Source organism: Erythrobacter longus (genome assembly GCF_000715015.1).
Taxonomy (GTDB): Bacteria; Pseudomonadota; Alphaproteobacteria; order Sphingomonadales; family Sphingomonadaceae; genus Erythrobacter; species Erythrobacter longus.
Genome location: NZ_JMIW01000001.1, coordinates 1,168,737 through 1,193,430 on the forward strand (window position 1 = coordinate 1,168,737; position 24,694 = coordinate 1,193,430).

Annotated in this window: 29 protein-coding genes; 10 read left to right on the top strand and 19 right to left on the bottom strand. The window is 57.9% G+C overall.

Features of this window, described 5'->3' with window-relative positions:
• Positions 1 to 80 precede the first annotated feature (80 nt).
• Positions 81 to 1,877: a DUF1963 domain-containing protein gene (locus EH31_RS05465; RefSeq protein ID WP_034958517.1), complete on the top strand. Its 1,797-nt coding sequence runs from the start codon at positions 81 to 83 to the stop codon at positions 1,875 to 1,877.
• On the opposite strand, the gene EH31_RS05470 is transcribed toward EH31_RS05465, so the two are convergent.
• Positions 1,878 to 2,408: an NADPH-dependent FMN reductase gene (locus EH31_RS05470; protein ID WP_034959094.1), complete on the bottom strand. Its 531-nt coding sequence runs from the start codon at positions 2,406 to 2,408 to the stop codon at positions 1,878 to 1,880.
• 5 nt (positions 2,409 to 2,413) lie between these two features.
• Positions 2,414 to 2,947 (bottom strand): J domain-containing protein, encoded by a 534-nt coding sequence (locus tag EH31_RS05475; RefSeq protein ID WP_034958519.1) that lies wholly within the window; start codon positions 2,945 to 2,947, stop codon positions 2,414 to 2,416.
• 196 nt (positions 2,948 to 3,143) lie between these two features.
• On the opposite strand from EH31_RS05475, the gene EH31_RS17640 reads away from it, so the two are divergent.
• Positions 3,144 to 3,299, top strand: a complete 156-nt coding sequence (locus EH31_RS17640; protein WP_161782131.1) for a hypothetical protein — start codon at positions 3,144 to 3,146, stop codon at positions 3,297 to 3,299.
• 82 nt (positions 3,300 to 3,381) lie between these two features.
• Here the strand turns inward: EH31_RS17640 and pal are convergent, their stop codons facing one another.
• From pal to hisB, 13 genes are all read right to left on the bottom strand, one after another.
• On the bottom strand, positions 3,382 to 3,912 hold the full coding sequence (gene pal, locus EH31_RS05480; protein ID WP_034958521.1) for a peptidoglycan-associated lipoprotein Pal: 531 nt from the start codon (positions 3,910 to 3,912) through the stop codon (positions 3,382 to 3,384).
• Positions 3,913 to 4,013: 101 nt separating this feature from the next.
• On the bottom strand, positions 4,014 to 5,408 hold the full coding sequence (gene tolB, locus EH31_RS05485) for a Tol-Pal system beta propeller repeat protein TolB (protein ID WP_034958523.1): 1,395 nt from the start codon (positions 5,406 to 5,408) through the stop codon (positions 4,014 to 4,016).
• 16 nt (positions 5,409 to 5,424) lie between these two features.
• Positions 5,425 to 6,168, bottom strand: a complete 744-nt coding sequence (locus EH31_RS05490; protein WP_034958524.1) for a hypothetical protein — start codon at positions 6,166 to 6,168, stop codon at positions 5,425 to 5,427.
• A gap of 11 nt (positions 6,169 to 6,179) precedes the next feature.
• Positions 6,180 to 6,626: an ExbD/TolR family protein gene (locus EH31_RS05495; protein WP_034958525.1), complete on the bottom strand. Its 447-nt coding sequence runs from the start codon at positions 6,624 to 6,626 to the stop codon at positions 6,180 to 6,182.
• On the bottom strand, positions 6,626 to 7,351 hold the full coding sequence (gene tolQ / locus EH31_RS05500; RefSeq protein WP_241765844.1) for a protein TolQ: 726 nt from the start codon (positions 7,349 to 7,351) through the stop codon (positions 6,626 to 6,628). The genes EH31_RS05495 and tolQ overlap by 1 nt, the downstream gene beginning before the upstream one ends.
• Before the next feature lie 10 nt (positions 7,352 to 7,361).
• A complete protein-coding gene (locus tag EH31_RS05505) occupies positions 7,362 to 7,829 on the bottom strand; it encodes a YbgC/FadM family acyl-CoA thioesterase (protein ID WP_034958527.1) in 468 nt (155 codons plus the stop codon).
• Positions 7,830 to 7,913: 84 nt separating this feature from the next.
• Positions 7,914 to 8,288 carry a histidine triad nucleotide-binding protein gene (locus EH31_RS05510; protein WP_034958529.1) on the bottom strand — a complete coding sequence of 125 codons (375 nt, stop codon included), beginning with the start codon at positions 8,286 to 8,288 and terminating at the stop codon, positions 7,914 to 7,916.
• Between the two features lie 15 nt (positions 8,289 to 8,303).
• On the bottom strand, positions 8,304 to 8,618 hold the full coding sequence (locus EH31_RS05515) for a phosphoribosyl-ATP diphosphatase (protein WP_034958532.1): 315 nt from the start codon (positions 8,616 to 8,618) through the stop codon (positions 8,304 to 8,306).
• Between the two features lie 15 nt (positions 8,619 to 8,633).
• Positions 8,634 to 9,398, bottom strand: a complete 765-nt coding sequence (hisF, locus tag EH31_RS05520) for an imidazole glycerol phosphate synthase subunit HisF (protein ID WP_034958534.1) — start codon at positions 9,396 to 9,398, stop codon at positions 8,634 to 8,636.
• A complete protein-coding gene (locus EH31_RS17645; RefSeq protein WP_034958535.1) occupies positions 9,395 to 9,604 on the bottom strand; it encodes a hypothetical protein in 210 nt (69 codons plus the stop codon). Before EH31_RS17645 ends, hisF begins: the two co-directional genes overlap by 4 nt.
• Positions 9,601 to 10,329, bottom strand: a complete 729-nt coding sequence (hisA, locus tag EH31_RS05530; RefSeq protein WP_034958536.1) for a 1-(5-phosphoribosyl)-5-[(5-phosphoribosylamino)methylideneamino]imidazole-4-carboxamide isomerase — start codon at positions 10,327 to 10,329, stop codon at positions 9,601 to 9,603. Before hisA ends, EH31_RS17645 begins: the two co-directional genes overlap by 4 nt.
• The gene (hisH, locus tag EH31_RS05535) at positions 10,326 to 10,943 is read right to left on the bottom strand and encodes an imidazole glycerol phosphate synthase subunit HisH (protein WP_034958538.1); all 618 of its coding nucleotides are present in this window, start codon (positions 10,941 to 10,943) and stop codon (positions 10,326 to 10,328) included. Before hisH ends, hisA begins: the two co-directional genes overlap by 4 nt.
• Positions 10,936 to 11,541, bottom strand: a complete 606-nt coding sequence (gene hisB / locus EH31_RS05540) for an imidazoleglycerol-phosphate dehydratase HisB (RefSeq protein ID WP_199796996.1) — start codon at positions 11,539 to 11,541, stop codon at positions 10,936 to 10,938. The genes hisH and hisB overlap by 8 nt, the downstream gene beginning before the upstream one ends.
• Positions 11,542 to 11,682: 141 nt before the next feature.
• Between hisB and EH31_RS05545 the strand changes: the two genes are divergently transcribed.
• From EH31_RS05545 to EH31_RS05560, 4 genes are all read left to right on the top strand, one after another.
• The gene (locus EH31_RS05545; protein ID WP_034958541.1) at positions 11,683 to 12,198 is read left to right on the top strand and encodes an SspB family protein; all 516 of its coding nucleotides are present in this window, start codon (positions 11,683 to 11,685) and stop codon (positions 12,196 to 12,198) included.
• An 11-nt stretch (positions 12,199 to 12,209) separates the two neighbouring features.
• Positions 12,210 to 12,605: a hypothetical protein gene (locus EH31_RS05550; RefSeq protein WP_034958543.1), complete on the top strand. Its 396-nt coding sequence runs from the start codon at positions 12,210 to 12,212 to the stop codon at positions 12,603 to 12,605.
• 61 nt (positions 12,606 to 12,666) lie between these two features.
• On the top strand, positions 12,667 to 13,311 hold the full coding sequence (gmk, locus tag EH31_RS05555) for a guanylate kinase (protein WP_034958545.1): 645 nt from the start codon (positions 12,667 to 12,669) through the stop codon (positions 13,309 to 13,311).
• Between the two features lie 11 nt (positions 13,312 to 13,322).
• Complete coding sequence (locus EH31_RS05560; protein ID WP_199796997.1) at positions 13,323 to 13,718, top strand: dihydroneopterin aldolase; 396 nt, start codon at positions 13,323 to 13,325, stop codon at positions 13,716 to 13,718.
• A 76-nt stretch (positions 13,719 to 13,794) separates the two neighbouring features.
• On the opposite strand, the gene EH31_RS05565 is transcribed toward EH31_RS05560, so the two are convergent.
• The 3 genes from EH31_RS05565 to EH31_RS05575 form a co-directional block, all read right to left on the bottom strand.
• A complete protein-coding gene (locus EH31_RS05565) occupies positions 13,795 to 14,601 on the bottom strand; it encodes an SDR family NAD(P)-dependent oxidoreductase (protein ID WP_034958547.1) in 807 nt (268 codons plus the stop codon).
• A 16-nt stretch (positions 14,602 to 14,617) separates the two neighbouring features.
• Positions 14,618 to 15,757 (bottom strand): acyl-CoA dehydrogenase family protein, encoded by a 1,140-nt coding sequence (locus EH31_RS05570; protein ID WP_034958548.1) that lies wholly within the window; start codon positions 15,755 to 15,757, stop codon positions 14,618 to 14,620.
• 156 nt (positions 15,758 to 15,913) lie between these two features.
• Positions 15,914 to 17,107: an acyl-CoA dehydrogenase family protein gene (locus EH31_RS05575; RefSeq protein WP_034958551.1), complete on the bottom strand. Its 1,194-nt coding sequence runs from the start codon at positions 17,105 to 17,107 to the stop codon at positions 15,914 to 15,916.
• A 189-nt stretch (positions 17,108 to 17,296) separates the two neighbouring features.
• Between EH31_RS05575 and EH31_RS05580 the strand changes: the two genes are divergently transcribed.
• The 4 genes from EH31_RS05580 (at position 17,297) to EH31_RS05595 (ending at position 22,199) form a co-directional block, all read left to right on the top strand.
• Entirely contained in the window at positions 17,297 to 18,172 is an 876-nt protein-coding gene (locus EH31_RS05580) for an SDR family NAD(P)-dependent oxidoreductase (RefSeq protein WP_034959099.1), read from the top strand.
• Positions 18,172 to 19,611 carry an MFS transporter gene (locus EH31_RS05585; protein WP_034958552.1) on the top strand — a complete coding sequence of 480 codons (1,440 nt, stop codon included), beginning with the start codon at positions 18,172 to 18,174 and terminating at the stop codon, positions 19,609 to 19,611. Before EH31_RS05580 ends, EH31_RS05585 begins: the two co-directional genes overlap by 1 nt.
• A gap of 96 nt (positions 19,612 to 19,707) precedes the next feature.
• Positions 19,708 to 21,042: an acyl-CoA dehydrogenase family protein gene (locus tag EH31_RS05590; RefSeq protein ID WP_034958554.1), complete on the top strand. Its 1,335-nt coding sequence runs from the start codon at positions 19,708 to 19,710 to the stop codon at positions 21,040 to 21,042.
• Between the two features lie 71 nt (positions 21,043 to 21,113).
• Positions 21,114 to 22,199, top strand: a complete 1,086-nt coding sequence (locus EH31_RS05595) for a phosphotransferase family protein (RefSeq protein WP_034958557.1) — start codon at positions 21,114 to 21,116, stop codon at positions 22,197 to 22,199.
• Between the two features lie 21 nt (positions 22,200 to 22,220).
• Here EH31_RS05595 and EH31_RS05600 read toward each other — a convergent pair whose 3' ends face one another.
• Positions 22,221 to 24,626: a S8 family peptidase gene (locus EH31_RS05600; protein WP_081853235.1), complete on the bottom strand. Its 2,406-nt coding sequence runs from the start codon at positions 24,624 to 24,626 to the stop codon at positions 22,221 to 22,223.
• Positions 24,627 to 24,694 lie beyond the last annotated feature (68 nt).

Sequence of the window (24,694 nt, forward strand, 5' to 3'; positions counted from 1 at the left end):
ACACAACTAACCGCGCCGCGATGCGCTTCTGACATTTGTGAGGGGCGATGACCGGGGCGATTATATTTGAGGAAGCTGCCATGCGCTTTGATCTTCTGCTCGCAATACTCAGCTCAGGGATTTATGCGCCCTTGGCGCTCATGGCTGGCGGCTTTATTGTCGCGGTAGGCGGGCTTGCCGCCTTCCTTTGGCGTCGCAAAAAAGCGGGAGCGCCTGTGTCAGACATTGATAAGGCACCAGGTGAAGCGCTCGAAACAGAGGCCGAGGACGAATACGCCTCCATTTCTGTCCCAGCTGCTGCTCCCGAAGCACCAGAAGGCAGACGGCGCAGATCACTGGTCAGCGGCGCAGAGCGTGAAACTGGCACTCCTGCGGGCGAGCTGAGGACTGATGAAGATGCGGACGTTGAGGCCCCCGAACTGAACACGCTGGAGGATGTGGCAGTCTTCGACGCGCAAACGGATGCGTCAGGCGAAGAGCCAAGTGATACAGTCGAAGCCGAATGGACTGAGGCCGAGCCCGAAGATCTGACCGAAGAGCCCTCAGAGACAACGCAAGTCGCCCTCGCACGCGCAAACCCGATCGTCTTTCGCCAATTCATGCCACAATCGCCACAAGAGGACGGCCTATCCTTTTACGGTGGTGAGCCCATTGGCCCATCAGATTTTGAATGGCCGCGCCAGGAAGGAACGCCACTCACCTTCATAATGCAGTGGGATTGCATGCAATTGGCCAGCCAAGATGCGACGGGTCTCCTACCAAAAGACGGGGTCCTTTACTGCTTCCTCAATCTCAGCTGGGGTGAAGGTGACGGCAACGGCCACGCATTCATCCACTGTACCGGTCCAACCGATGGTTGGGCGCCCATTTCGCCGCCGGATGACGCACCTGCGATCTTTGGTTCTGAAGGCGCATGGCAGGTGATTGGCTGCACCAGCGAAGTCGATAACGCTGATGATTATGTGCCTCGCATTATGCCGCACTTCCCGTTTGACCCGGTCGCATTCGATTATCCAATCAACGAAGCTGCCAAGGAACAGGGAGAACACAGGTTCTGGTCCGATGGAGTTCAGACGGCAGAGGCGCTTCTGGCTGTGGAGCAACGCGGCAAGGCCGAACCAAGCGACATTCCCGATATCGAAACGCCGCACCAACCCTTTGCGCGCCCCTTCCCTGCTTTCCCGCACGATTTCGGAGCGATCCGGGTCATTGCTGCGAAGATGATCGAGGTGCTGAGCCATCTGCCTGAACACAAGGTCGAGCGTCTATTCCCAGACCTTTCAAAAGACGAAAGGGAGGCACTGTTTGCATCATGGAAAGACGAGGCCAAAGAGGTCTATATGCTTGGGACCCAACGCCCCATAGGGCACCGGGTTGAGCAGAATATCGCAGACGACATCTGGCAATGGGTGGAAGACCGCAAAGCCGTGATCGACCTCGGCTTTCAGCAAACAGTCTTGGCTTCGGTTGAGCTAAGCCTTTGCGTCGGGAGCAGTGCGCTGGGCAGCATCCCCGATGAAATGATCGAAAGAGCGATGAGCAACCACGTTCTCGCGCGTGAATATATGGTCGATGAGAGCTTTGGTCCTGACAAGCACGGAAGCCAGGACGACTGGCTCCAGCTCAAGGAGGCGGGCAAGCTAGAGCGCGTTCGCGCAGTAATGGCACCAGCCCCGGCACGCATTTTCGGCCCACCCAGCTATGTTCAGGGATATGTGGAAGAGATGGTCGATGATCATATCCTGCTGCTCGAACTGCCGGGCGGTGGCGGCCCTGGACACCATTTTGGCGAAGGGGTTCTGCAATATATGATCGCCCCCGAAGACCTTGCCGCCGGGCGCTTCGATCAGGTGAAATCTGTAATTAGCGCCTATTGATCAGGCTTTTGTGAGCTCTGCGACAAGGCGGCGGAGCTCTTTTTGAATTGAACCGTTGGCAAGCTTACCGGCATCGCGGTCAAAATTGTCGCCAAAGCTCGGCACCGAAAGTTGGCCCACGACATTTGCGCCAAAGCGCGGCGAAGAATTCACGGCAAACTCAAGCACGCTCTTGGCCCCGCGCTCGCCCGGTGATGTTGCGAGAAGCAGCATTGGCTTATCCTGCCACACATCGCGATCAGTCCGGCTGCACCAGTCAAACAGGTTCTTAAACGCCGCGCTATACGTGCCGTTGTGTTCGGCAAAGGAGACAATCAACGCATCAGCGGCCCCGATCTTGTCGAGGAAATCGTATGCCAGTTGCGGGATGCCGTCCGCCTCTTCGCGGTCATGGCGATAGATCGGCATTTCGTAATCATGAATATCAAGAGTTTCGACCTCAGCGCCTTCGGCAAGGCTGGCGGCATACTCGGCCAACTGCTGATTGATTGAAACGCTCGAATTGCTGGCTGCGAAAGCCAAGATACGCATTGAATTCACCCTTTCCATTCGCGGCGCTCTTCGGCCACGCGCAACACGTCATAGGCGACCTGCAGCTTTTGAAATTCTTGCGCTGCTTCATCATCGCCAGGCTTCACATCAGGGTGAACCAGCTTTGCCTTGACGCGGTACGCTTTCTTGATCGCGGCAAAATCGGCATCCGCTTCAAGCTCCAGAAGCTCCAGCGCGCGCATTTCATCGGCACTACGTGATCCATCACCAGATCCCGTCCAGCCATAGTGCGAGGCTTCTGCATATCCTTCGGATTCCTGCCGCTCTGCCTTGGCGCGCGCGGCTTTTTCTGCCTTGTCCAGACCTTCGAAGTAATCCCATTTGGAATTGTATTCCGCCGCGTGTTTTTGGCAAAAATGCCACCTGTCCGGGCTGTTGGGCGCTTTGGGGGCTGGGCAATTGCCCGGCTCATCACAGCCATGCCGGTCGCAAATGCGCACATTGGTTGCTTCTCGCGAGGCGGAGTATCCGCGCCAGCGCGGAAAACCCCAATCGTTTGAGCGCGTCGCCTTAGGCATAGGGCCCCGCACTCAATGTCGGCATGTCGTTCATCGGATCAGTCACGCGGGCTGTCTAGGGGTTCTGGCGGACAAAGTGAAGATATGTGCAATGCCTTGGGAACAAGTTTCTAATTGAAATGTTGCATCGCAATAACTCATTTAGATATTTTTCATAGTAGAGCACCGCTCTTCAACAAGGATACCGGCCCGTTTCATGAGCCAGCAATTGCAAATTTCCAGCCTGTTTAGCGCTTTGGCCTTGGTGTGCCTGTGCCTTATTGCACGCGCTGGTGGGGAAGGCGAATTGCATATTGGAAACGGGGATGGCCCGATTGTGCAAGTGATTGGCCAGATCACGAAGGTTCGCTGACCGATAGACGCCCTGCTACAGAACAAAGACGCGCCCGCCCCCTTCGAAAAGAGGACGAGCGCGCAGCAATCTTGAAAACGATTTATCGGCTGATGATAACGCTCGCCGCACGGCGGTTTTGCGCCCATGCTGCCGCATTCGAGGCAAGCGCAACCGGGCGTTCCTTGCCATAGCTCACAGTGCGGATGCGGTCAGGCGATACGCCGATGCTTACCAGATAATTCTTGGCTGAATTGGCGCGGCGTTCACCCAGCGCCACGTTGTATTCGCGCGTACCGCGTTCGTCGGTGTGTCCTTCGATAGTGAAATTGACTTGCGGGAACTGTGCAAAATACTGCGCCTGAGTCTGAAGCGCGGCGGCATCGGTGCTGTCAATGTTGAAGCGGTCGGTGTCGAAGAAGATCGTGGTTGAAGACCCAACGGCCTGCTCAAAATGGCCTTGTGTCCCAACGGTCGGGCCCACAGGTCCGGTTGGACCAGTTGAAGGCGTAGAGGTTGGAATACTCACAGGCGGCGGTGGAAGCTCCTCGGGCGCTTTCTTGGCGCAGGCCCCCAGAGCCATCGCAGAAGACAGAACACCAAGAATTGCGGCTTTACGTGCAGAGAACTTCATCAATTAACTCTCCGAAAAAATGCCGGTGAATGCCACGCGGCAAGGTTGGGGACTGGCAGCTAGAGCCATTATCAGATTTACAGAAGATTTACGAGCCGTTCTCACGGTCGAATTGGACCCCACGCAGGGTCGGATGCGTCAACCGGAGTTGGCAAGCGCCGTTCATTGCGGCCAGTCAAATCAACCTGCCACAGCGACGAGCGCCCGGAATTGCGCGTGGTGCGGAAAAACTGAATGATCCGGCCATTGGGAGCCCAGGTGGGTGCCTCATCCTGCCATCCGTTGGTCAACACTCGGATGCTTCCGCCAGAAGGCGTCATCACTGCGATATTAAAGTCGCCTGCGATGCGCGTGAAGGCAATCTGGTCACCGCGCGGGCTCCATTCCGGCGTGGCACAGCGCCCGCCAAAAAAGCTGATTCGGCGTTGGTTGGAACCATCGGCATTCATCACATAGCATTGCTGTGTGCCTGAACGGTCGCTTTCAAACACAATCTGGCGGCCATCGGGAGAATAAGACCCGCCAATGTCGATCCCGGGCGTATCGGTAAGACGCGTAGCGCGCCCTCCGTTGACGGACACCCGGTAAATGTCGGTGTTGCCTGCCACAGCCATGGAATACAGGATGCTGTTCCCATTAGGCGCCCATCGCGGCGCAAGGGTAGGATTGGTGTTCTCTGTGACCAAAGTCTGCTTACCGCTATCAATGTCATAGACATAAATGCGCGGGTTCCCATCGACATAGGACAGATACATGATCTTCGAATAGTCGGGCGAATATCGCGGGGTCAGCGCGGTTGCGCTGCCGAGCGTTAGAAAACGGTGGTTCGCGCCGTCTGAATCCATAACCGCCAGACGCTTGACCCGGTTATCTTTAGGTCCCGTCTCAGCGATATAGGCGATGCGGCTGTCAAAAAACGGGCTTTCCCCGGTAAGACGCGCATAGATGAGATCAGAGCATTTGTGCGCAGCCCGGCGCCAATCGGAAGGGGTCACGACATAGCCTTCGCGGATAAGTTCCTCTTTAAGCGCGACATCAAACAGATAACAGCCCACAACAAGCTGTCCATCGCTGCGTGCCTGCACATATCCCTGAACTAGCATTTCACTGTCTCGGCTTGTCCAAACACCCCAGCTAGGAGCCCGGATCTCTCCAAAATCAGGGCGCGGCAGCGTGTCGGGGCCCGTGGGCCGGAACAGTCCATTGTTGCGCAGGTTTGCGGTAATGACACGCGCCAATTCCACGCCCAGCGCGCGCGTGCCGTCCGCATTGGCAGGGGTTGCAACATCACGCTCAGGGGCAAAGGCCGCAATGGCAATCTCAAGGTCATCCCCCTCAAGCGAGCCCACCACAGTCTCTGTTCCAACGCCTGACTGGTCATCAGCTTGCGCTGTGGACGTCGCCTCATCGGGCAAGGGTGAACCCTCATCCTGCGCGTGCAGAGCCGGTGCAGCGCCAAGCGCTACGAGTGCGGAAATGGTAAGAAGAATTCTCATATTCTGTCGTTTCAACCTATTTCTTCACAAATCTGAATTGGTAATTGCGCCACAAATCATAGTGTTCTGGTGGAAGCCCTTGAAAGGTTCCAACCAGCTTTAGAGCGCGTTCAGCGCATTCCCCAAATCGCCCAGCCTGCGCGGAATTGCTGGGGTTGGTGCCGCTCACGCGGGGCTCACCGATATTGGTGATTTTGCCGCTGCGATCCATGCTGAAGGATACTGTGGCGCTTAGCTTGTCGATGTCTAGCCCAGTGATCCGGCAGCGGTTCCACTCCCTCGACACCTGCTGGCCGATGCTGACTTTGATGTCTGCCTTGACCGCTTCGGCGCTTCCTGTCCCTTCGCCCTCGCCAAACGCATCCGCAAAGCCGGTATCACCGCTCCCATCACGCTGGCCCGTTTGTTGACCGCGCGATGAAGGAGACGGGTTCCTTTCTGGCCGCTGGGTGGGTTGCGGCCTTGGCGCAGGGTCATCGCGCGATGGCACCTCATCGGGTGTAGGCTCGTCTGCCACCACGCTCGCGTCAGGCATCGGCTCGTCAATGGCGTCCAACGCATCAGGAATACCAAGCGCGGTCGAACTGCTCGCCTCATCAAAGCCGTCTTCGATCGTGACCGAAATCGCGCCATCACCGCCGAAGGTCACCGGTTTTGATTGCTGAAATTGCATGACAAGGACCGCTGCAAGAGCAGCATGCAAGATGATGGCGACACCAAGGCCAACACGATCATCTGAGTGGAACGTCCTTTGGGTCATTGCACCTGTCGCTATGGCGCTGTGTCTGAACCGTCGGTGACCAACGATATGGATTTGAAGCCTGCACGGTTCAGTTCACCCATCACGGCCATCACCCTGCCGTAATCCAGCCCCGTGTCGCCACGAAGAACGATCACTGGTTGTTCCCCGTCATTGCGGCGGATCGTGGCCAAAGCGTCGGCAAAGCCGCCCGGTGCCACAGGATCGTTTTCGAGATAGATGCGCCCCGCATTATCGACCGAGATGTTCACCTGATCGGGCAATTCCTCGACCGGATTGGCGCGGCTTTCGGGAAGTTCGATCGGAACTCCCACCGCGGGCAATGTGACGGTCACCATAAAGATAATGAGCAGCACGAGCATCACATCAACGAGCGGCGTTACATTGATCTCCGCCATTGCGGCGCGACGGGTGCGATTGCCCCGCCTGCGCCCGGATGAGGCCATCCCCATTGCCATTACACTTTGTCCAGTTCGCGGCTGAGCCCTGCGTGAACCTTGTCGGCAAAGCGCTGGAGCTTGGCTTCATACTGGTTCACCGAATTCGAAAAACGGTTGTAGAAAATGACTGCTGGGATGGCTGCGAACAGCCCGATTGCGGTCGCAAACAGCGCCTCTGCAATACCGGGAGCAACCACGGCAAGCGATGCAGACTGCGTCTCACCGATCTGGAAGAAGCTGTTCATGATCCCCCAAACGGTTCCGAAAAGACCCACAAACGGGGCAACCGAACCGGTGGTCGCCAAAAAGGTGAGCTTGCCCGACAATTCATCGGCTTCCTCGGCAACCTGGCTTTCCATTGCCTGGCCGATGCGTTCACGCGCGGCATCGCGGTCAGGCGCACCGTTCTTGGTCGAGCGCTTCCATTCGTCGAGCCCAGCGCCAGCGACGCGGGCAGAAGGGATGGATGCGCGCTTGCTTTTGGACAAGGCCCCTTCGCGGTCACTGGTGGACCAGAAATCGCCCTCATATTCGCGCGATGCGCTGTTCAGCTTGCCGAGCCTCAAGACAAAGGAGACTATGATCGCCCAGCTCCAGATGCTGGCAAGAATAAGGCCGACCATCACCGCCTTCACGACGATATCGGCGTCAAGAAACAGCTCCAGCGGGTCAAGCCGGGTCGGCACCCCGGCCACTGCATCTACCCCTGCGACCTGTGCTGCAACAGCGCTCAAATGGTTCAAATCCACGCTATCAATTGTCCTTCTGGTCCATAAACTTCTGAAATGCCGCGCGCCAATCGGCGGGCTGGCGTTTGGGTCGGCCATCCAATGAGATAAAACCTACGCGAAGGCTGGCTTCGCAGAGTTTCTCTTCATCGCCCTGACCGACACGCCGCGCGATCTGATGCATCCGGCACGACGCAGCGCCAAGTTCAGTGCACGTGGTTTCGATCACCACATCATCATCCAGCCGCGCCGGGCGCAGATATTTGAGGTTCACCTCAGACAGAGCCCACGCGCCCTCCCCCGCTTCAATCGCGGCGCGCTGATCAATTTTGAGCATCCGCAGCAAGTCCGAACGCGCCCGCTCAAACCAGCGCAAGTAGTTGGCGTGATAGGTTATTCCGGACAGATCGGTATCCTCATAATAGACGCGCACAGCAAAATGATGGCGCGAGCCGTTTAGGACGCCGCCGGGAAGCATTGGTTTAACACTCATTACGCATGCCACTTAGCCCAGCGCAAACCTCAAGGACAAGTATGCGTTTTTTACATTGGCCTGCATAACGATGGAACGCCATTGTCAGGCGATCATCCGACCCAAAGGCTGTCCGCCAAAGATATGCACATGAAGGTGCGGGACTTCTTGCCCGCCATGCACGCCGATATTGGCAAGCAAGCGATAACCTGGCTCCACCAAGCCTTTGGCCCGCGCAACGGTGCCCACCGCGCGCACAAATCCGCCGATTTCTGCATCGGATGCTTTGGTGCTGAAATCGTCCCAGCTTACATATTCGCCTTTGGGGATCACCAGTGTGTGCACTTCGGCCTGAGGATTGATGTCCTCAAACGCGTAGGCCCATTCGTCCTCATAGACTTTGTTCGAGGGGATTTCCCCGCGAAGGATCTTTGCGAATATGTTGTTCGCATCATAGGGAAGCGTGGGGTCGATTGGCATCTTATTCGCTCCGCATCATTGAGTTCTTTGGGCTTTTTCGTCGAGCCCCGAAAGGCCCTCTCGCCGATCCAATTCGGCGCACACCTCGTCCAGCCCTACGCCTTTGGCCTTGAGCAGCACGAGGAGGTGGAAGAGGAGGTCTGCGCTTTCGCTGACCAGTTCCTCGTTCGAGCCGGAAACCGCCGCGATCACTGTTTCGGTCGCTTCTTCGCCGACCTTCTGGGCGATCTTGCTCACGCCCTTGGCGTTCAGTTTCGCCACGTAAGAGCTGTCCGGCGAGGCGCTCATGCGCTCCGCAATCGTGGCTTCAAGGCGTTTGAGTGTGTCCATATCCGGCCTCTTTCCTCAAGTGCTGCGCGCAGGCAAGCCCGCTTGGCGCAAAGCCTCGTGCGCCTCTGCGATGGAATGCGTGCCGAAGTGGAAGATCGAGGCGGCAAGAACCGCACTTGCCCCGCCTTTGGTCACGCCATCGACAAGGTGATCGAGATTGCCCACGCCCCCGCTGGCGACAACGGGAATAGAAACCGCGTCCGCGATAGTGCGGGTAAGTTCAAGGTCATAGCCTGCCTTTGTGCCATCGCCGTCCATGCTGGTGACAAGCAACTCGCCTGCGCCAAGGTCGGCGACGTGTTTGGCATATTCAACCGCATCAATTCCGGTGGGTTTGCGGCCGCCATAGGTGAAAATTTCCCACTTGCCCTCAGACACGCGCCGCGCATCGACACTAGCGACCACGCACTGGCTGCCGAATTTCTCGGCGATCTCGCTCACCAGCTCTGGCCGAGCGACGGCCGCTGAATTGATCGCAACCTTATCAGCGCCCGCCAGCAAAAGCGCGCGGGCATCCTCAACACTGCGCACCCCACCGCCGACGGTCAGAGGCATAAAGCACACTTCGGCTGTGCGTTTGACGATATCAAGCAGCGTGCCTCGCCCTTCGTGGCTGGCAGAAATGTCGAGAAAGCACAGCTCATCTGCGCCTGCAGCATCATAAGCGCGCGCTTGCTCCACCGGGTCGCCAGCGTCCTGCAAATCGACGAAGTTGACGCCCTTCACCACGCGCCCATCGGCAACGTCGAGGCAGGGGATGACGCGGATACGGACGGTCATAGGAACACAAAGGCGCCTGCACCGCCGCACAAGAGGACACCATAGCCGATGATGCCCAGCCAATACTGCCTTGCGAAATGCTCGCGAGAGAACGGGAGGCCGTGAGCGATCGGGAAATGTACTTTCCTTTCGACCAAGCCCCAAAAGAGGCCTGTGCCGCCCATTCCGGCCACAAACGCAGCCACAATCTTCAAGAACAGAATCACGCCCGAGCCCCCATTTGGATCGCTGCCGCCAAATCAAGCTTGCCCTCATACAGAGCCCGCCCTGTAATAACGCCTTCAATGCCAAGATGCGCTTGGATGGAGAGGATGTGGATGTCGGAGATGCCCTTCACCCCGCCGCTGGCGATTACGGGTATATCGACGCGCTGCGCCAGTTCCACGGTCGCGTCGATGTTCACGCCCTTGAGGAGGCCATCACGGCCAATATCGGTGAAGAGCAGCGAGGCAACGCCTGCATCCTCAAACCGGCGCGCGAGATCCACGACGGGCACATCGGACACTTCAGCCCAGCCTTCGGTCGCTACATGTCCGTCTTTCGCGTCCACAGCGACAACAATACCGCCTTCCCATTCGCGGGCCATTTCTTTCACAAATTCAGGGTCTTTGAGGGCCGCTGAGCCCATCACAATGCGCGCGACTCCAAGGTTGAACCAACCCTCAACCGCCTTTGCATCGCGGATACCGCCGCCGAGTTGAACATAGCCGGGGAAGCGCTCGATGATGGCTTTCACCGCTTCGACATTGCGCCCCTCACCTGCGAACGAGCCGTCGAGGTCCACCACGTGCAAGTGCTCCGCGCCAGCGTCGGCAAAGATCATCGCTTGGGCCGCTGGATCATCGCCATAGATGGTGGCGCGGTCCATATCGCCCTCGGCAAGCCGCACGACTTCGCCGCCCTTAAGGTCAATGGCTGGGAATACGATCAAGGTTTCCACTCCAGAAAACGTTTAAGCAGGTCCAGACCGAACTTCTGGCTCTTTTCGGGGTGATACTGCACGCCCAGAATATTGTTTTTCGCCACCGCTGCAACAAGGGGCGATCCGTGCGAGGTGTGGGCGGCTATGTCGTCTGCATCCTCAGCCATAAAATGATAGGAATGCAGGAAGTAAGCTTCCCCCCCCTCGATCACCGGATGCGGTGTAGAAACGCTCACATCATTCCACCCCATGTGCGGCACCTTGATGCGCGCATCAGTTGGTTCAATGATGCGGACTTCGCCTGCAATCCAGCCTAGCCCTTCGTGACTGCCATGCTCAAGCCCGCGCGCCGCGAGAAGCTGCATCCCCACACAAATCCCAAGGAAAGGCGCGCCGCCGTTCTTGACCCGCTCTTCCAGCGCATCAACCATGCCAGGCACAGCGCGAAGACCATCCGCGCACGCCTTGAACGCGCCAACCCCGGGAAGCACAATGCGGTCGGCCCGTCGCACAACTTCGGCATCGGCAGTGACCGCCACATTCGCGCCAACTGCTTTTAACGCATTGTGGACCGAGTGAAGATTGCCCGCGCCGTAGTCTACGAGCGCTACAATCTCACCCACCAAGCTGCCCCTTGGTGCTAGGGATGGCCTCGCCCTTCCTCGGGTCACGCTCAACCGCGATACGCATCGCGCGCGCAAAGCCTTTGTAGAGGCTTTCGCAAATGTGGTGATTGTTGGTGCCGTAGAGGAGCTCGAGATGAAGCGTCAGGCCAGCGGATTGCGCAACGCTTTCAAACCAGTGCTGGATCAACTCAGTGTCCCATTCGCCCAGTTTTTCCTGAGAAAACTTGGCGTTCCACACGCAATAGGGCCGCCCGGAAATGTCGAGCGCCACCCGGCTGAGCGTTTCATCCATTGGCGAATAGGCACTGCCATAACGGCCAATCCCCGCCTTATCGCCAAGCGCCTGCGTCAACGCCTGCCCCAAAGCAATCGCCGAATCCTCGGTCGTGTGGTGCTGATCGACATGCAGATCGCCATCGACCTTCATCGTTACGTCGATAAGCGAGTGCTTGGAAAACTGTTCAACCATATGATCGAGAAAGCCGATTCCGGTCGACACGTCATATGCGCCCGTCCCATCGAGATCGACTTCAATCAAGATCGAAGTCTCAGCGGTTTTCCGCTCAATTCTACCTGTGCGTGTGGTCATGCTCATGGGGCAAAGCCTATAGACCCGACAGGGATGCTTGCAAGCGGTCAAAACCCGCTCTTTTGTTGCGTTCACAACAAGTGACACACAAATCCTGCACGAAACGCTTGACCAAGGGCGCACGTCTCGCCACTTCTACTCAACGTGATGACAGAAAACACACCCGATAGCCTGATCCCTTATGATGAGATTGTGCAAGAAGCGCTGCGCGCCGTGGTTGGGCGTGTGCTCGGCGAAATTGTGGCAGGCGGGAGCGAGCTTCCGGGCAATCACCATTTCTACATCACATTCAAGACCGGCGCTGTAGGGGTATCGATCCCCGATCACCTGCGCGAGAGGTTTCCCGATGAGATGACCATCGTGCTTCAGAATAAATTCTGGGAATTGGAAGTGCGCGATGATGGGTTTGGCGTGGGGCTTTCCTTCAACCAGATCCCGGCAAAGCTCAACATTCCGTTTGCTGCGATCACAGCTTTTGTTGATCCGGCGGTGGATTTTGGCCTTCAATTTCAGGCATCTGGCGATGAACTTGAACCCGAAGAGCATGATATTGCCGAAAACGATGCGGAAACAGGTACGTCCGATAACGCCGCGCCCGATGCCGAAGCAGATGGCGGCGATGGATCGAACGTGGTGACCGTCGATTTTGGGCGCAAGAAGTAAGGCGTAGCTGGATGGCTCAGCCCAGCAAACCTGAAAATGCAAACCTTCAAAGCCAAGGCAAGGGCTCAAACACGGGCGGCAAAAAGAGCAAGCTTCCCCCTGCGCCTGCCACCGGAACAGCTGTAAACCTGGCGATTGCAGAGATCGTGCTGCGAGGGCTCGCGGACCGGATGCGCGGCAAGGTTCAGGCCGATATTTCGCAGGCCGACGCGCACAAACGCAAAAGCGGTGAGCGCGACGCGGTTGATGGCCGCTCGTTGATCACCTCCGTTGGCCTTTATGGCGCGGCAAAACTCGCCAGACGCTCGCGCGCAGGACTTGGCCTTGTTGCCGGCGGCCTCCTTGCAAAATCGCTCTATGATCGGGGCAAGGCTGTTCGCGAAAGGCGTGCGAAACGCGGGCGTTAGAGGCTGGTAACCTTTGCGTGGCACTTGATTTAAATCTCAGCCACGCGCAAGGGCACAGCCGATGAGCGACACCAAGAGCACCGATAAACTTGCCCGCCGCGGGCTCCTCTTTATCCTTTCTTCGCCCTCCGGCGCAGGCAAGACAACCTTGTCGCGCAAGCTACTGCGCAAGGATGAGGACATCCAATTGTCGGTATCTGCCACCACGCGCCCCCCGCGCCCGGGCGAGGTCGATGGCAAGGACTACTACTTCGTCTCAGATGCCGAATTTGATCGCATGATCGAAGAAGACGATTTTTACGAATGGGCGCACGTTTTTGACCACCGATATGGCACGCCAAAGGGTGCGATCCGGGAGGGGCTCAAACGTGGACAGGATTATCTGTTCGACATCGACTGGCAGGGGACGCAGCAATTGAAGCAGAAGGACGACCAAGACGTCGTCACCGTCTTCGTCCTTCCCCCCAGCCTGACCGAACTGCGCCGCCGCCTTGAAAGCCGAGGACAGGACACCGCCGAAGTGATCGATGGGCGAATGCAGCGCGCACGCGATGAAATCAGCCACTGGGCAGAATATGACTATGTCGTTGTGAATGACGATATGGACGCGTGTTTTGCGCAAGTGTGCGAGATCCTGCATGCAGAACGCATGCGCAGGAAACGCCAGACTGGTTTGATCCCGTTCGTGCGCGAGTTGATGGTCTAAGGCCCCATCTGATGGCAAAGGCCACGATCGTTCTTGAGGGCCTTGAGCTTCCGCTTGACCTTGGCACCTATGCACCGGGCGATGTTGTGCCTGAGGCGCATCTGCTGGATGCGACGCTTTCAATCGACCCTGCTCTTGTGCTGGTTGATAAAGACGCGATGGAGCGGATTTACGACTATGACCCGTTGATCGCCGCGATTGAGGCGCTGGCGCGCGATGGCCATTACGAGACCCAGGAATATCTTCTCTCTCGCATTGCGAAGGCTTGCGCAGCCGAGCCTACGATCCAGGCTGTTTGGCTGAAGCTTTATAAGCGCCCTGTGCGCATTGTCCCCGAAGGCCGCAAGACGGGCAGTCTTGGCGTGACGCTTTCGCTTGACCGGGCGGAGCTGGACGACCTCATTTAGAGCGTCCGTTCCAATCCCCACACCAAAAAGCCCCGCTGGTTAGGCGGGGCTTTTGTGTTTTCGTGCGGTGGCGGGATTACTCGCCCGATGGGTCGACAAAATTGCCAGCACCCACATTGGCGTTCACCACGCCGCCGTCGATGGCGAGGGTCGTGCCCACCACATAATCGCCTGCGCGGCTGAGCAGATAGATCGCGCCGCCTGCCATATCCATCGTGTCGCCTACGCGCTTTGACGGAATGCCGCGTTCGACCATGTCTTGATTGTCGCGCGCCGCCTTGTTCATTTCGCTTGGGAAGGCGCCCGGGCCAATGCCGTTGACGATGATATTATCATTCACAAGCTCGGCTGCCATGCGGCGGGTGAGATGGATAAGGCCAGCTTTCGACGCCTGATACGGATAGGTCGGCCAAGGGTTGGTCTTCATACCGTCAATCGAAGCGATCATAAGCACTTTTGCTGGGCGCTCAGCCGTACCAGCCGCTTTGAGAAGCCCGTGCAGTTTCTGGGTCAGGAAGAACGGGGTTTTGACGTTCAGATCCATCGTGCGGTGCCAGCCCGCTTCGCTGAATTTGGTGAAGGGTTCACCCCACGCAGCGCCTGCATTGTTGACCAGAATATCGAGCTTGTCCTCGCGGGCTCCAATCTCGTCGGCGAGCGCTTGAATGCCGTCCATCTGGCTAAGGTCGGCGACAAGACCGATGACTTTGTCGCCAAGCTCGGCGGTGGTCGCATCGACCTGCTCTTTCTTGCGAGCGCAGATGTAAACACGCTCCGCACCTGCTGCGAGGAGGCCTTCGACAATCATTTTGCCGATACCGCGCGAACCGCCTGTGACAAGGGCAACGCGTCCCTCAAGGCTGAAAAGTGAATTGATATCCATGTGTGATCTCTCTTCTTTAGTAGCCGCTGAGCTCTGCAACGCGATTGGCGTGGAAATATGCATCGCCGAGGAATTCGGCGAGTGCGCGGTCGCGCTTCATGTAAAGGCCGATGTCGTATTCGTCGGTCATGCCGATCCCGCCGTGCATTTGGACGCCTTCCTTGACCGCGAGGCCCGCCGCTTTCGCAACTTTGGCTTTCGCAACGCTTGTCATCAGGTCAGCGCTAGGCGCTCCTTCGTCGAGGAGCTGCTGGGCCTTGATCGTTGCAGCGCGAGCGATTTCAACCTCGGAATAGAGGTGGGCTGCACGGTGCTGCAGCGCTTGGAACTCGCCGATCACTTTGCCGAATTGCTTGCGCTGTTTGAGGTAGTCGATGGTCATATCCATCGCCCCTTGCGCAACGCCAACGCCTTCGGCAGCAGCGCCAACACGGCCCGCGGCGAGCATGGCGTTCAAGACTTCGCGTCCGCCATCGACCTCGCCGATGACAGCATCACCATCAAGCTCGACGCCGTCGAATGTGATGTGGCTGGCCATGGAACTGTCGACAAGACGAACCGGGTTCTGGCTCATCCCATTCACGTCTTTGGGGACAGCAAAAAGCGTGATCCCGTGCTCGTCTTCATCCGAGCCGCTGGTGCGCGCTGCGACAACGATCATGTCCGAGCTTGCGCCTTGGATGACGAAGCTCTTGGAGCCGGTGAGCTTGAAGCCATTGCCGGACTTTTCCGCCTTTGTCGCAATGCGGCTTGGCCGGTGCTTAGCAGTCTCATCGATGGCAACCGCAAACACACTCTCCCCTTCGATGAGGCCCGGCAGATAGCGACCTTTGAGGTCGGATGACGCATGGCCAAGCGCGGTTGCGGCAAGAACAGACGAGGTCAGAAAAGGCGAAGGCGTAAGATTGCGGCCGATCTCTTCGAGCACGATCCCCGCTTCGACATGGCCCATGCCTAGCCCGCCGTCGTCTTCGGCAACGAGCATTCCGGTAAAGCCCATTTCCGCCATTTGCTTCCACAGCCCGTGGCCAAAACCGTCTTTGCAATCGCGGTCGCGCCAATGGCGCAATTGTTTGTTTATGTTGCCTTCTTCGGCCAAAAAGCCAGAGGCGCTGTCGGCGAGCATCGCCTGATCTTCTGTATGATATAGTGGCATTGTGAATTTCTCTCCCGAAATCCCCTCCCGCTTGCGGGAGGGGCAGTGAGACTTTGCCGCGTCAGCGGCTTAGTCGCAGCGGGGTGGGCCTTGCGGCCCAGCGCATTGCGCGCCCACCCCCGCCCCCTCCCGCAAGCGGGAGGGGAGAATAAGGTTCTATCCGCCCGGAAGCTCAAGAATGCGCTTCGAAATGACGTTGAGCATCACTTCCGAAGTGCCGCCTTCAATCGAGTTCGCTTTGGTGCGAAGCCACTCACGCGAAGGCTTACCGCCGCGCGTTTCGTCGCTTTCCCATTCAAGGCTGCGCGAACCGCCAGCGCTCATCATAAGCTCGTGGCGGCGCTTGTTGATCTCGGTCCCGACATATTTCATCATGTTGGGCTGAGCCGGGTGGCCCTTGCCCGCTTTCATCTCGTCCATAAACTTCTCAGCCATGGCGGTGAAGGCAAGCGCATCCACGTCGAACAATGCCATTTCACTGCGCAAAACAGGGTCGATATCGTCACCGGTCTTGGCCGCATGGCGCTTCATCGCGGTTCCAATGGCCGTGGTGCGATCACCGCCGCCCATGCCGGAAATCATCTCGCGCTCGTGACCCAGCAGATATTTCGCCACATCCCAGCCGCGATTGATCTCACCCACAAAGCCGGGGCAATCATCGCCGTAAGACTTGGGCACTTTCACATTGTCGAAGAAGGTCTCGCAAAACGGGCTATTGCCGCTGATCAGGAGGATCGGCTTGGTCGTGACGCCCTCACCCGCCATATCGAACAGCATGAAGGTGATGCCCTTGTATTTGTCTTCCTTGTTCGTGCGCACAAGGCAGAAAATCCAGTCGGCCTTGTCTGCGTAAGAGGTCCAGATTTTCTGGCCGTTGACCACCCAGTGGTCGCCCTTGTCTTCGCCATAGGTCTGCATCGAGACAAGGTCAGAGCCTGAACCGGGCTCGGAATAGCCCTGACACCAGCGGATTTCGCCGCGGGCGATTTCATTGAGAAAACGCTTCTTCTGGCCTTCGGTGCCGAATTTCAGGAGCGCCGGGCCAAGCATCCAGATGCCGAAAGAGCTGAGAGGAGGACGCGCGCCGATCGCTGCCATTTCCTGGCGCAGGATTTTGGCTTCAGCGGGCGAAAGGCCAGCGCCGCCATATTCCTTGGGCCATGATGGAACGGTGTAACCCTTGTCGCGCGCTGCCTCGAACCAGGCCTTTTGCGCATCGTTTTGGAAGGTAGCTTTGCGCCCTCCCCAATATACGTCGCTGTCGTCGCGAACAGGCTTGCGCATTTCTTCGGGGCAGTTGGCTTCAAGCCAGCTCTTCGTCTCTTCGCGGAAGTTTTCAAGATCGGACATGTTGGCCGACTCCTCTCTCATTTGATCCCTAGTTGACGCTTACGTTATGGTCATTTGCGCGTCGCCTGCAAGCTTCCAAACGCGCGAATTTTGCAAACATCGGCATTCCGTAACGTCACTTGCATGAGCGTTGACGGCCCTGTGCTTCCCGTTAGGTTGCAAATCGAGATTGAGAGAGGAAATGGGATTATGCGATTCTCAGGGAGAACCGTAGTCGTGACCGGCGCTGCGTCGGGAATTGGCGCTGAAAGTGCGTGGCTGTTCGCCCGTGAAGGCGCAGTGGTTTTCGCCAGTGATATCGATGAAGAAGGCGGGAAGACACTCGCCGCCGAAACGCAAGGCGATGTCCGTTTCGTTCATTGTGATGTGACCGACCCCCAATCGATCAAAGCCCTGATGGATCACGCTGCTGCTGAAACAGGCGGGATTGATGTGGTCTTCAACAATGCAGCCGCAGGCGGTGCGCGCCCTTCAATCGACGAGATTGAGCCTGAGGAATGGGATATGACGATGGACCTGGTCCTTCGCTCTGTTGCCCTGGGCATCCGATATGCCGCCCCGCATATGAAAGGGCGCAAAGGTGCCTCCATCGTCAATGTGTCGAGCGTTGCGGCGGTTGGCCCGGGATATTCACCCACCGCATATGCCGTGGCAAAAGCAGGGGTTTTGCACCTCACCAAATGCGCAGCAGCCGACCTTGCGCGGTACAACATCCGCGTAAACGCTGTGCAACCCGGCTTCATCAACACCAACATCTTCACTGCCTCGATCGAAGTGCCCGAAGAGATGAAAACGGCTGCCAAAGGCATGATCGCGCAGATGTCTTCCAACGCGCAGCCGGTAAAGCGCGGCGGTCAACCCAGCGATATCGCAGAGGCTGTCGCCTATCTGGCCAGCGATGCGGCAGGATTTGTCACTGGCACATCGCTTATCGTAGATGGCGGCATCACCATCGGGCCGCGCCATTGCTGGGACGAAGAGGAAGAGACTTTGTTCGCGGGCCTTGAGAAGATGGAAGAGGAAGCCAAGGCTGCCGCGCAGGCGAGCGGAGCGGCAGCCAGCTGATGCAAAGCGCAATTCAGGGGCCCATTCCTACCAAATTCAAGCTCATCCACGGCTTTGGCGCTGTGGCCTTTGGCGTGAAGGACATCGGGTTCCAGTTCTTCCTGCTGTTCTATTACAGCCAGGTCATGGGCATGGATGCCTCGCTCGTCAGTCTGGCGCTGCTTTGCGCGCTACTGATTGATGCGGTGGTTGATCCCATCCTCGGCAATTTATCCGACCGCACTTACACCAAATGGGGCAGACGTTTGCCGTGGCTTTACGCAGCGCCCGTCCCGCTCGCCTTTGCGTGGGTGGTGTTATGGTCAGCGCCGGGCGGTAGCGTGCCCACGTTTTGGGAGTTGCTCGGAATTGCCGTGGTGGTGCGCGTGCTATTGTCTTGCTGCGAAGTGCCCTCTGCCTCGCTCATCCCGGAAATCACCGCCGATTATGACGAGCGCACAACGCTTTTCCGCTTCCGCTATATCGAAGGATGGCTGGGCGGCATTTTGATGCTGACCTTGTCGTATACGATATTTCTTGCCGGCGAGAACGGACAGCTCAACCGCGAGGGCTATCAGGATTTCGCCATTTTCGGCGGCATATTGATGGTTGTCTCGGTCATCGGATCGGCTTTGGGACAGCACAAGGTGCTTGCCCGTTTGCCTGAGGTGAAACCAGAGCCTTTCACACTAAAAGCCTGTTTCAGCGAAATCACCGAAGCGTTCAAAGAGCGCGCCTTCCTCATTTTTGCGGCAGGCGCGCTTACCGCTTATGTCAATCAAGGGATCAGCTTTTCGCTCACCCCTTATGTGACCGCATATATCTGGCGACTGGACACGGTGGTCATTCCCGGTCTTCCTGAAAGCATCACCGCGCTCAGCCTGTATCCTTTGATCCTTGCGATATCGGCCTTTGCCATGTTCTTCCTCGTTGGGCCGATGCACGCACGGTATGGCAAACCGGTGAGCGCGGCTTTGGCCGCCCTTGGGACGGCCGTCTTTACGCTGCTTCCCTACATGGCGCTGTATTTCGGATTTTGGCCACCGCTCGACACTCTCGTGTCAGCCGCGATCCTTTATGCAATGCTGCTTGTCGGCAATACGCTTTCCATCGTGACCCTCATTTCAGCGTCATCCATGTTGGCCGAAATTGTCGAAGCCTATCTGGAACGCACCGGTCGCCGCGCAGAGGGTGCATTTTATTCGGGCAACTGGCTTGTCCAAAAGTGCGCAACGGGTCTTGGCATCTTCATCACCGGACAGTTTTTGACCGCCATCCAGTTTGCAACCGATGCAAAGCCGGGCGAAGTGCCCGAAGCGGTCATCGGCAATCTTGTGCTGTTCTATGCCCTTGGGACGGCGGCTCTGCTGGCCAATTCGGCCTATTGGCTGTGGCGTTTCCCCATCACCCGCCAAGAACACGAGGCGCGTGTTCAACGGCTGAGCAAGAGTGCTGCATAAATTACACCAAAAAACCACCTTGGCGTCGGGCGTAAGCCATGCCACGGTAAATTCAAATTTCTACAAACCAATTGAGGCAAGAGAGGTAACCCCGAAATGGATTTTGAACCCACAGAACGCCAGGTCTATTGGCGCGACCGCGTACGCAATTTCATCGAAAAGCACGTGCGCCCCAACATGGACGTGTACAAAGCGCAGGACGCCGAAGGCGACCGCTGGAAAGTCATCCAGATCATCGAAGACAAGAAGGCTATCGCCAAGGAAGAGGGCATTTGGAACCTCTTCATGCCGCCGCGCAATGATGGGCACCACCACGTCGAAGAGACATTCGAGTTCGAGGGCCCCGGCCTCACCAACCTCGAATACGCTTTGTGTGCCGAAGAAATGGGCCGCATTGGCTGGGCATCGGAAGTGTTCAACTGCTCTGCACCCGACACCGGCAACATGGAAGTGTTCCACCGCTACGGCACCTTGGAGCAAAAGGAACAATGGCTGCGCCCGATCATGAACGGCGAAATCCGTTCCGCCTTCCTTATGACAGAGCCTTTTACTGCCTCATCTGACGCAACCAACATCGAAACACGCATTGAGCGCGATGGCGATGAATATGTGATCAACGGCCGCAAATGGTGGTCATCGGGTCTGGGCGATCCGCGCTGTAAGGTCTCCATCGTGATGGGTAAAACCGACCCGACCGCTGGCCGTCATGCTCAGCAATCCATGCTGCTTATGCCGAACGATGCGCCGGGGGTGAACATCATCCGTCACCTGCCAGTGTTCGGCTATGACGATGCACCGCACGGCCATATGGAAGTGGAAATGAAGGACGTTCGCGTTCCTGTCACCAACATGCTTCTTGGTGAGGGTCGCGGGTTCGAGATCGCGCAAGGGCGCCTTGGCCCAGGCCGTATCCACCACTGCATGCGCACCATCGGCGTTGCCGAAGAAGCGCTGGAGAAGATGTGCAAGCGTCTTCAAGAGCGCGAAGCATTCGGCAAGCCGATCTACAAGCACTCCGTTTGGGAAGAGCGCGTGGCGCGTGCCCGCATCGACATCGACATGACCCGTCTCCTGTGCCTGAAAGCCGCAGACATGATGGACAAGGTTGGCAACAAAGCGGCCAAGCAGGAAATCGCCATGATCAAGGTGCAAGCGCCAAACATGGCCTTGAAGATCATCGACGATGCCATCCAGGCCCACGGCGGCGGCGGTGTGTCAAACGACTATGGCCTCGCCAATGCATACGCGCATCAGCGCACACTGCGCCTCGCGGATGGTCCTGATGAAGTGCACGCCCGTTCCATCGCACGCATGGAGTTTGGCAAGCACGCGCCCAATGAAGGGCCAACTGCCAACGCTCTTCGTGGCGGTGCGAAGGCTGCCAATGATGGAAGCAGCTTTAGCTCAGGCGACATGGGCGTAGCACGCTGATTGGATGAGGCGTCGCCATTCGTGGCGACGCCTCCCACTCAAGCGGTATTGAAAAACAGCAGGGACGTCTGATGGAAATCGATTTCGACAAGGAAATGGTCGGCACTGTTGAGGTGTCTGGCAATGACAAACTCGACCTTGAGGCTCTCACCGCTTGGTTTGAGGCCAATGTCGAAGGGTTCGAAGGCCCGATCAGCTACACCAAGTTCAAGGGCGGCCAATCCAACCCGACCTATAAGATCGAAACGCACCCCAAAAATGGGCAGGCCACCAACTACGTCCTTCGCCGCCAACCCTTCGGCAAATTGCTCCCCTCGGCCCACGCCGTGGACCGCGAATATGCGGCGATGACGGGGCTGTATCCAACCGGCTTCCCCGTGCCCAAAACCTATGGCCTTTGCGAAGATCCAGAGGTGATCGGCTCCAAATTCTTCGTCATGAGCATGGCCGATGGACGCTCGCTCTGGAATGGCTCGCTTCCGGGCATGGAGCCAGAACAGCGGCGCGAGCTTTACAACGCTTTGATCGATACGATGGCGGATCTGCACCTCAACAAGCCCGAGGAAATCGGCCTTGGCGATTATGGCAAGCCAACCGACTATTGCGCGCGGCAAATTGCGCGCTGGTCAAAGCAATACAAGCTTTCAGAAACAGAGCATATGCCCAAGATGGAGCGGCTGATCGAGTGGCTCCCTCAGACAATCCCGCCGCAACACGAGAGCAGCGTCGTTCATGGTGATTACCGTCTCGACAACGTGATCTTTCATAAGACCGAGCCGCGCATCATCGCTGTGCTCGACTGGGAGCTGTCGACATTGGGCGATCCGATTGCCGATTTCTCCTATCTGATGCTCAATTGGTTCCAGCCCGGTGATGGGCGTGCGGGGCTTTTGGGTCTTGATCTTGAAGCGCTCGGCATTCCTTCGGTGAAAGAAGCGGTTGAACGCTATGTCGCACGCACGGGTTATCCTGTGCCGCCGATGGAGTGGTATTTTGCGTACAACCTCTTCCGGCTTGCGGGCATTATCCAAGGCATCAAGAAGCGCGTCATTGATGGCACCGCCTCATCTGCTCACGCCAAGTCCATGAGCGACCGCGTCGCGCCGCTGGTTGATCGCGCGTATCAATTCGCCCTTGAAGCCGGAATGCCCGAATAAATCATCGCCGCAGCGCCGTCTTCAGAAGTATGAGCTAAGCGATACAAGCGCGCCAATATCACTTGGCGCGTCGCGGAAGTGGCCGGGTTGATTGCGGTAGTAAACGCTGGCCGAAACCGTGCCCACAGGCAAGCGCCCGCTCCAGCCAAGCTCGCCAATGAGCTCGCGGCCCGATGGGGTCAAAGACAATGCCTGCCGCCCGAGAACAGCGCTCTCAGTGCCGTAATCATAATCCACCGGAAGCTCCAATTGCAGCGCGCCCCCGCTCACCCGCAAAGGCTGGCTCAAGCGAAGACCAAGGCTGTCGGACTTCGAGAACACCCCGAAGCGGGTCACGTCGAATGACCACCCTGAAGTATTGATTTGAGAGCCTACGCCGATCAATGCACCGCCTCGTGGGCGGGTAAAGCCGGACCTGTAGCTTGCTCCTACCTGCCAATGCTCACCCAAAGCCCGCGATACCCTACCATCAAGGAACAGACTTTGCGCACCTTCAAGACCCAAGACGGAATTGAAGTGTGCACCAAGCAGTGTTTCCTCCTCCAATAACATTGTCGCCCCCGCGTTTAGGCCAAATCCCAACCATTGGCGGTCTGCAAGGACAGCCATGCGCGTAGTTGGGGTTCTGTCGGCCCTCCCGTCCAAGGCATCGCCTGCATTGCGAAAATCGGAGAGCCAGGCACGCCCGCGCTCGGCGGATAGTGTTACGCCCCAACCGCCGATTGTGCGCCGCGTGGCGATGGCGATCTCGCTATTGCCAAGAAAGCCGCTGTCATGGCCAGCCTCGGGCGCAATTTGGAACGCACCGCGGCTTGCGCCTTGAAGCTGTGCCACCAGACCAGAAGCGTTCTGAGATAACGCAAAACCAACCTGCATTTCCGGCGCAATGCGCGCCACCACCTGCCCCGCAAGAACGCGCGCACCAAAGGCCTCTTCGCTGGTGAGCTGCAGGTTTTGCGCCCAGCCCACTCCGCCTGCGCGCTGACCTTGCCCAACTGTAACCGCCACCGATAGCTGATCACTGCCGCCCGTGCGCGTGCGGGCGCCCTGCCCCACTGCGGCGCGAAGGCGTTGCAGTTGGGGGGCGTTGCGCGTGTTGCGGCCCAGTTGCGCAGTAAAGGCGCGGTCATATCGGTCGGTCACAATCGTGGTGAGTGACGCGCTGTTCAATGCATCGCCCATGGCCGCAGAACCAATGGCGAAATTATCAGCCAGCGCGAGCACCCGTCCTGTTCCTGCGATACTTGTTGTTCCAATCGGCCTGAATGCCGCACCAATGTCCAAAATGCCCGTGCCAAACACATTATCGGTGCCAACCGCGCCTGCATCACGCGCGGTATCAAGCAGGATTTCCGCGATCTCCTGCCCGGTTAGATTGGGGAAGGCTTGCGCCAACAAGGCGACCGCCCCTGCTACTTGAGGTGCGGCAAAGCTGGTGCCACCAAACAGCGTCACAAACTCCTGCCCGTCGATGTTTTCGACAAACAGATCGCCGTCGTCATAGACGCAGCAAATCCGCTCTCCCCGGGCAGAGATGTAGTTTTCGGCAAACTGGCCTGCGCGGTTGCTGAAACCGGACATCTCGCCATTGTCGTTGACTGAGCCAACGATGATGACGTTATCACCACCAGCATTGATGAGAGTGCGCGAGAATTCATCCACCTCATCAGGCGACAGTCCATCATTGCCAGCCGCCGCCACAATAACGACGCCTGCGTTGGCTGCGCGGCGCACCGCATCTTGCAATTCGGGTGAGGCCGCACTTCCACCAAGGCTCAGGTTCACGACCGCTGCACCGGCCGCAACCGCCACATCAATGCCGCGCGCAATATCGCTGTCGGCAAAGACACAGCCAAGGCTTGCATCTTGGGGGGTATCAGCGCCGCACGATCCGGGCCGATCCGCCCTCAGCGCCAAAACCTGCGCGTCAAAGGCAATGCCAAGCACACCAATGTCGTTACGGGCAGCCGCTGCGATAAGTGCCACATTCGTGCCGTGATCATTCAGCGGGTCAACCGAACGCCCCGCACCCGTCACATCCTGGGAATCCGGATGCAACCGGCCCGCAAACTCGGGACTGTCCGTGTCGAGCCCGGTGTCAACGATGGCAATGATCTCTCCGGTTCCCGTATTTCCACCAAGCCACGCGACCTCTGCGCTGTGGAAGCTGGGCCCGTCTGAGCGCCTTAACTCCGGCGAATCGAAGGACGTGACCGGCGGTGGTGGGGGCGGCGGCGGAGTGGGTGTGGGGGACACAGGAGGTGGCGGTGGAAGATTGCTGATGCCTTGCCCGCCTCCGCCACCGCCGCACGCCGACAGCGCCGCGCAAGCAGCCGCCGCGCCAACGGTTTTCCAGACGATTGGTGATGCGGCGCGATGCCCGGTATCAATTTCCGCAAAGGCGAATCTAGGCCGCCCTTGCCGCATTGCTCTTTCATAAAAGACTAAGACCTGTTTTGAGGCACCGGCAAGCAACCAAGAGGTAACACACATCC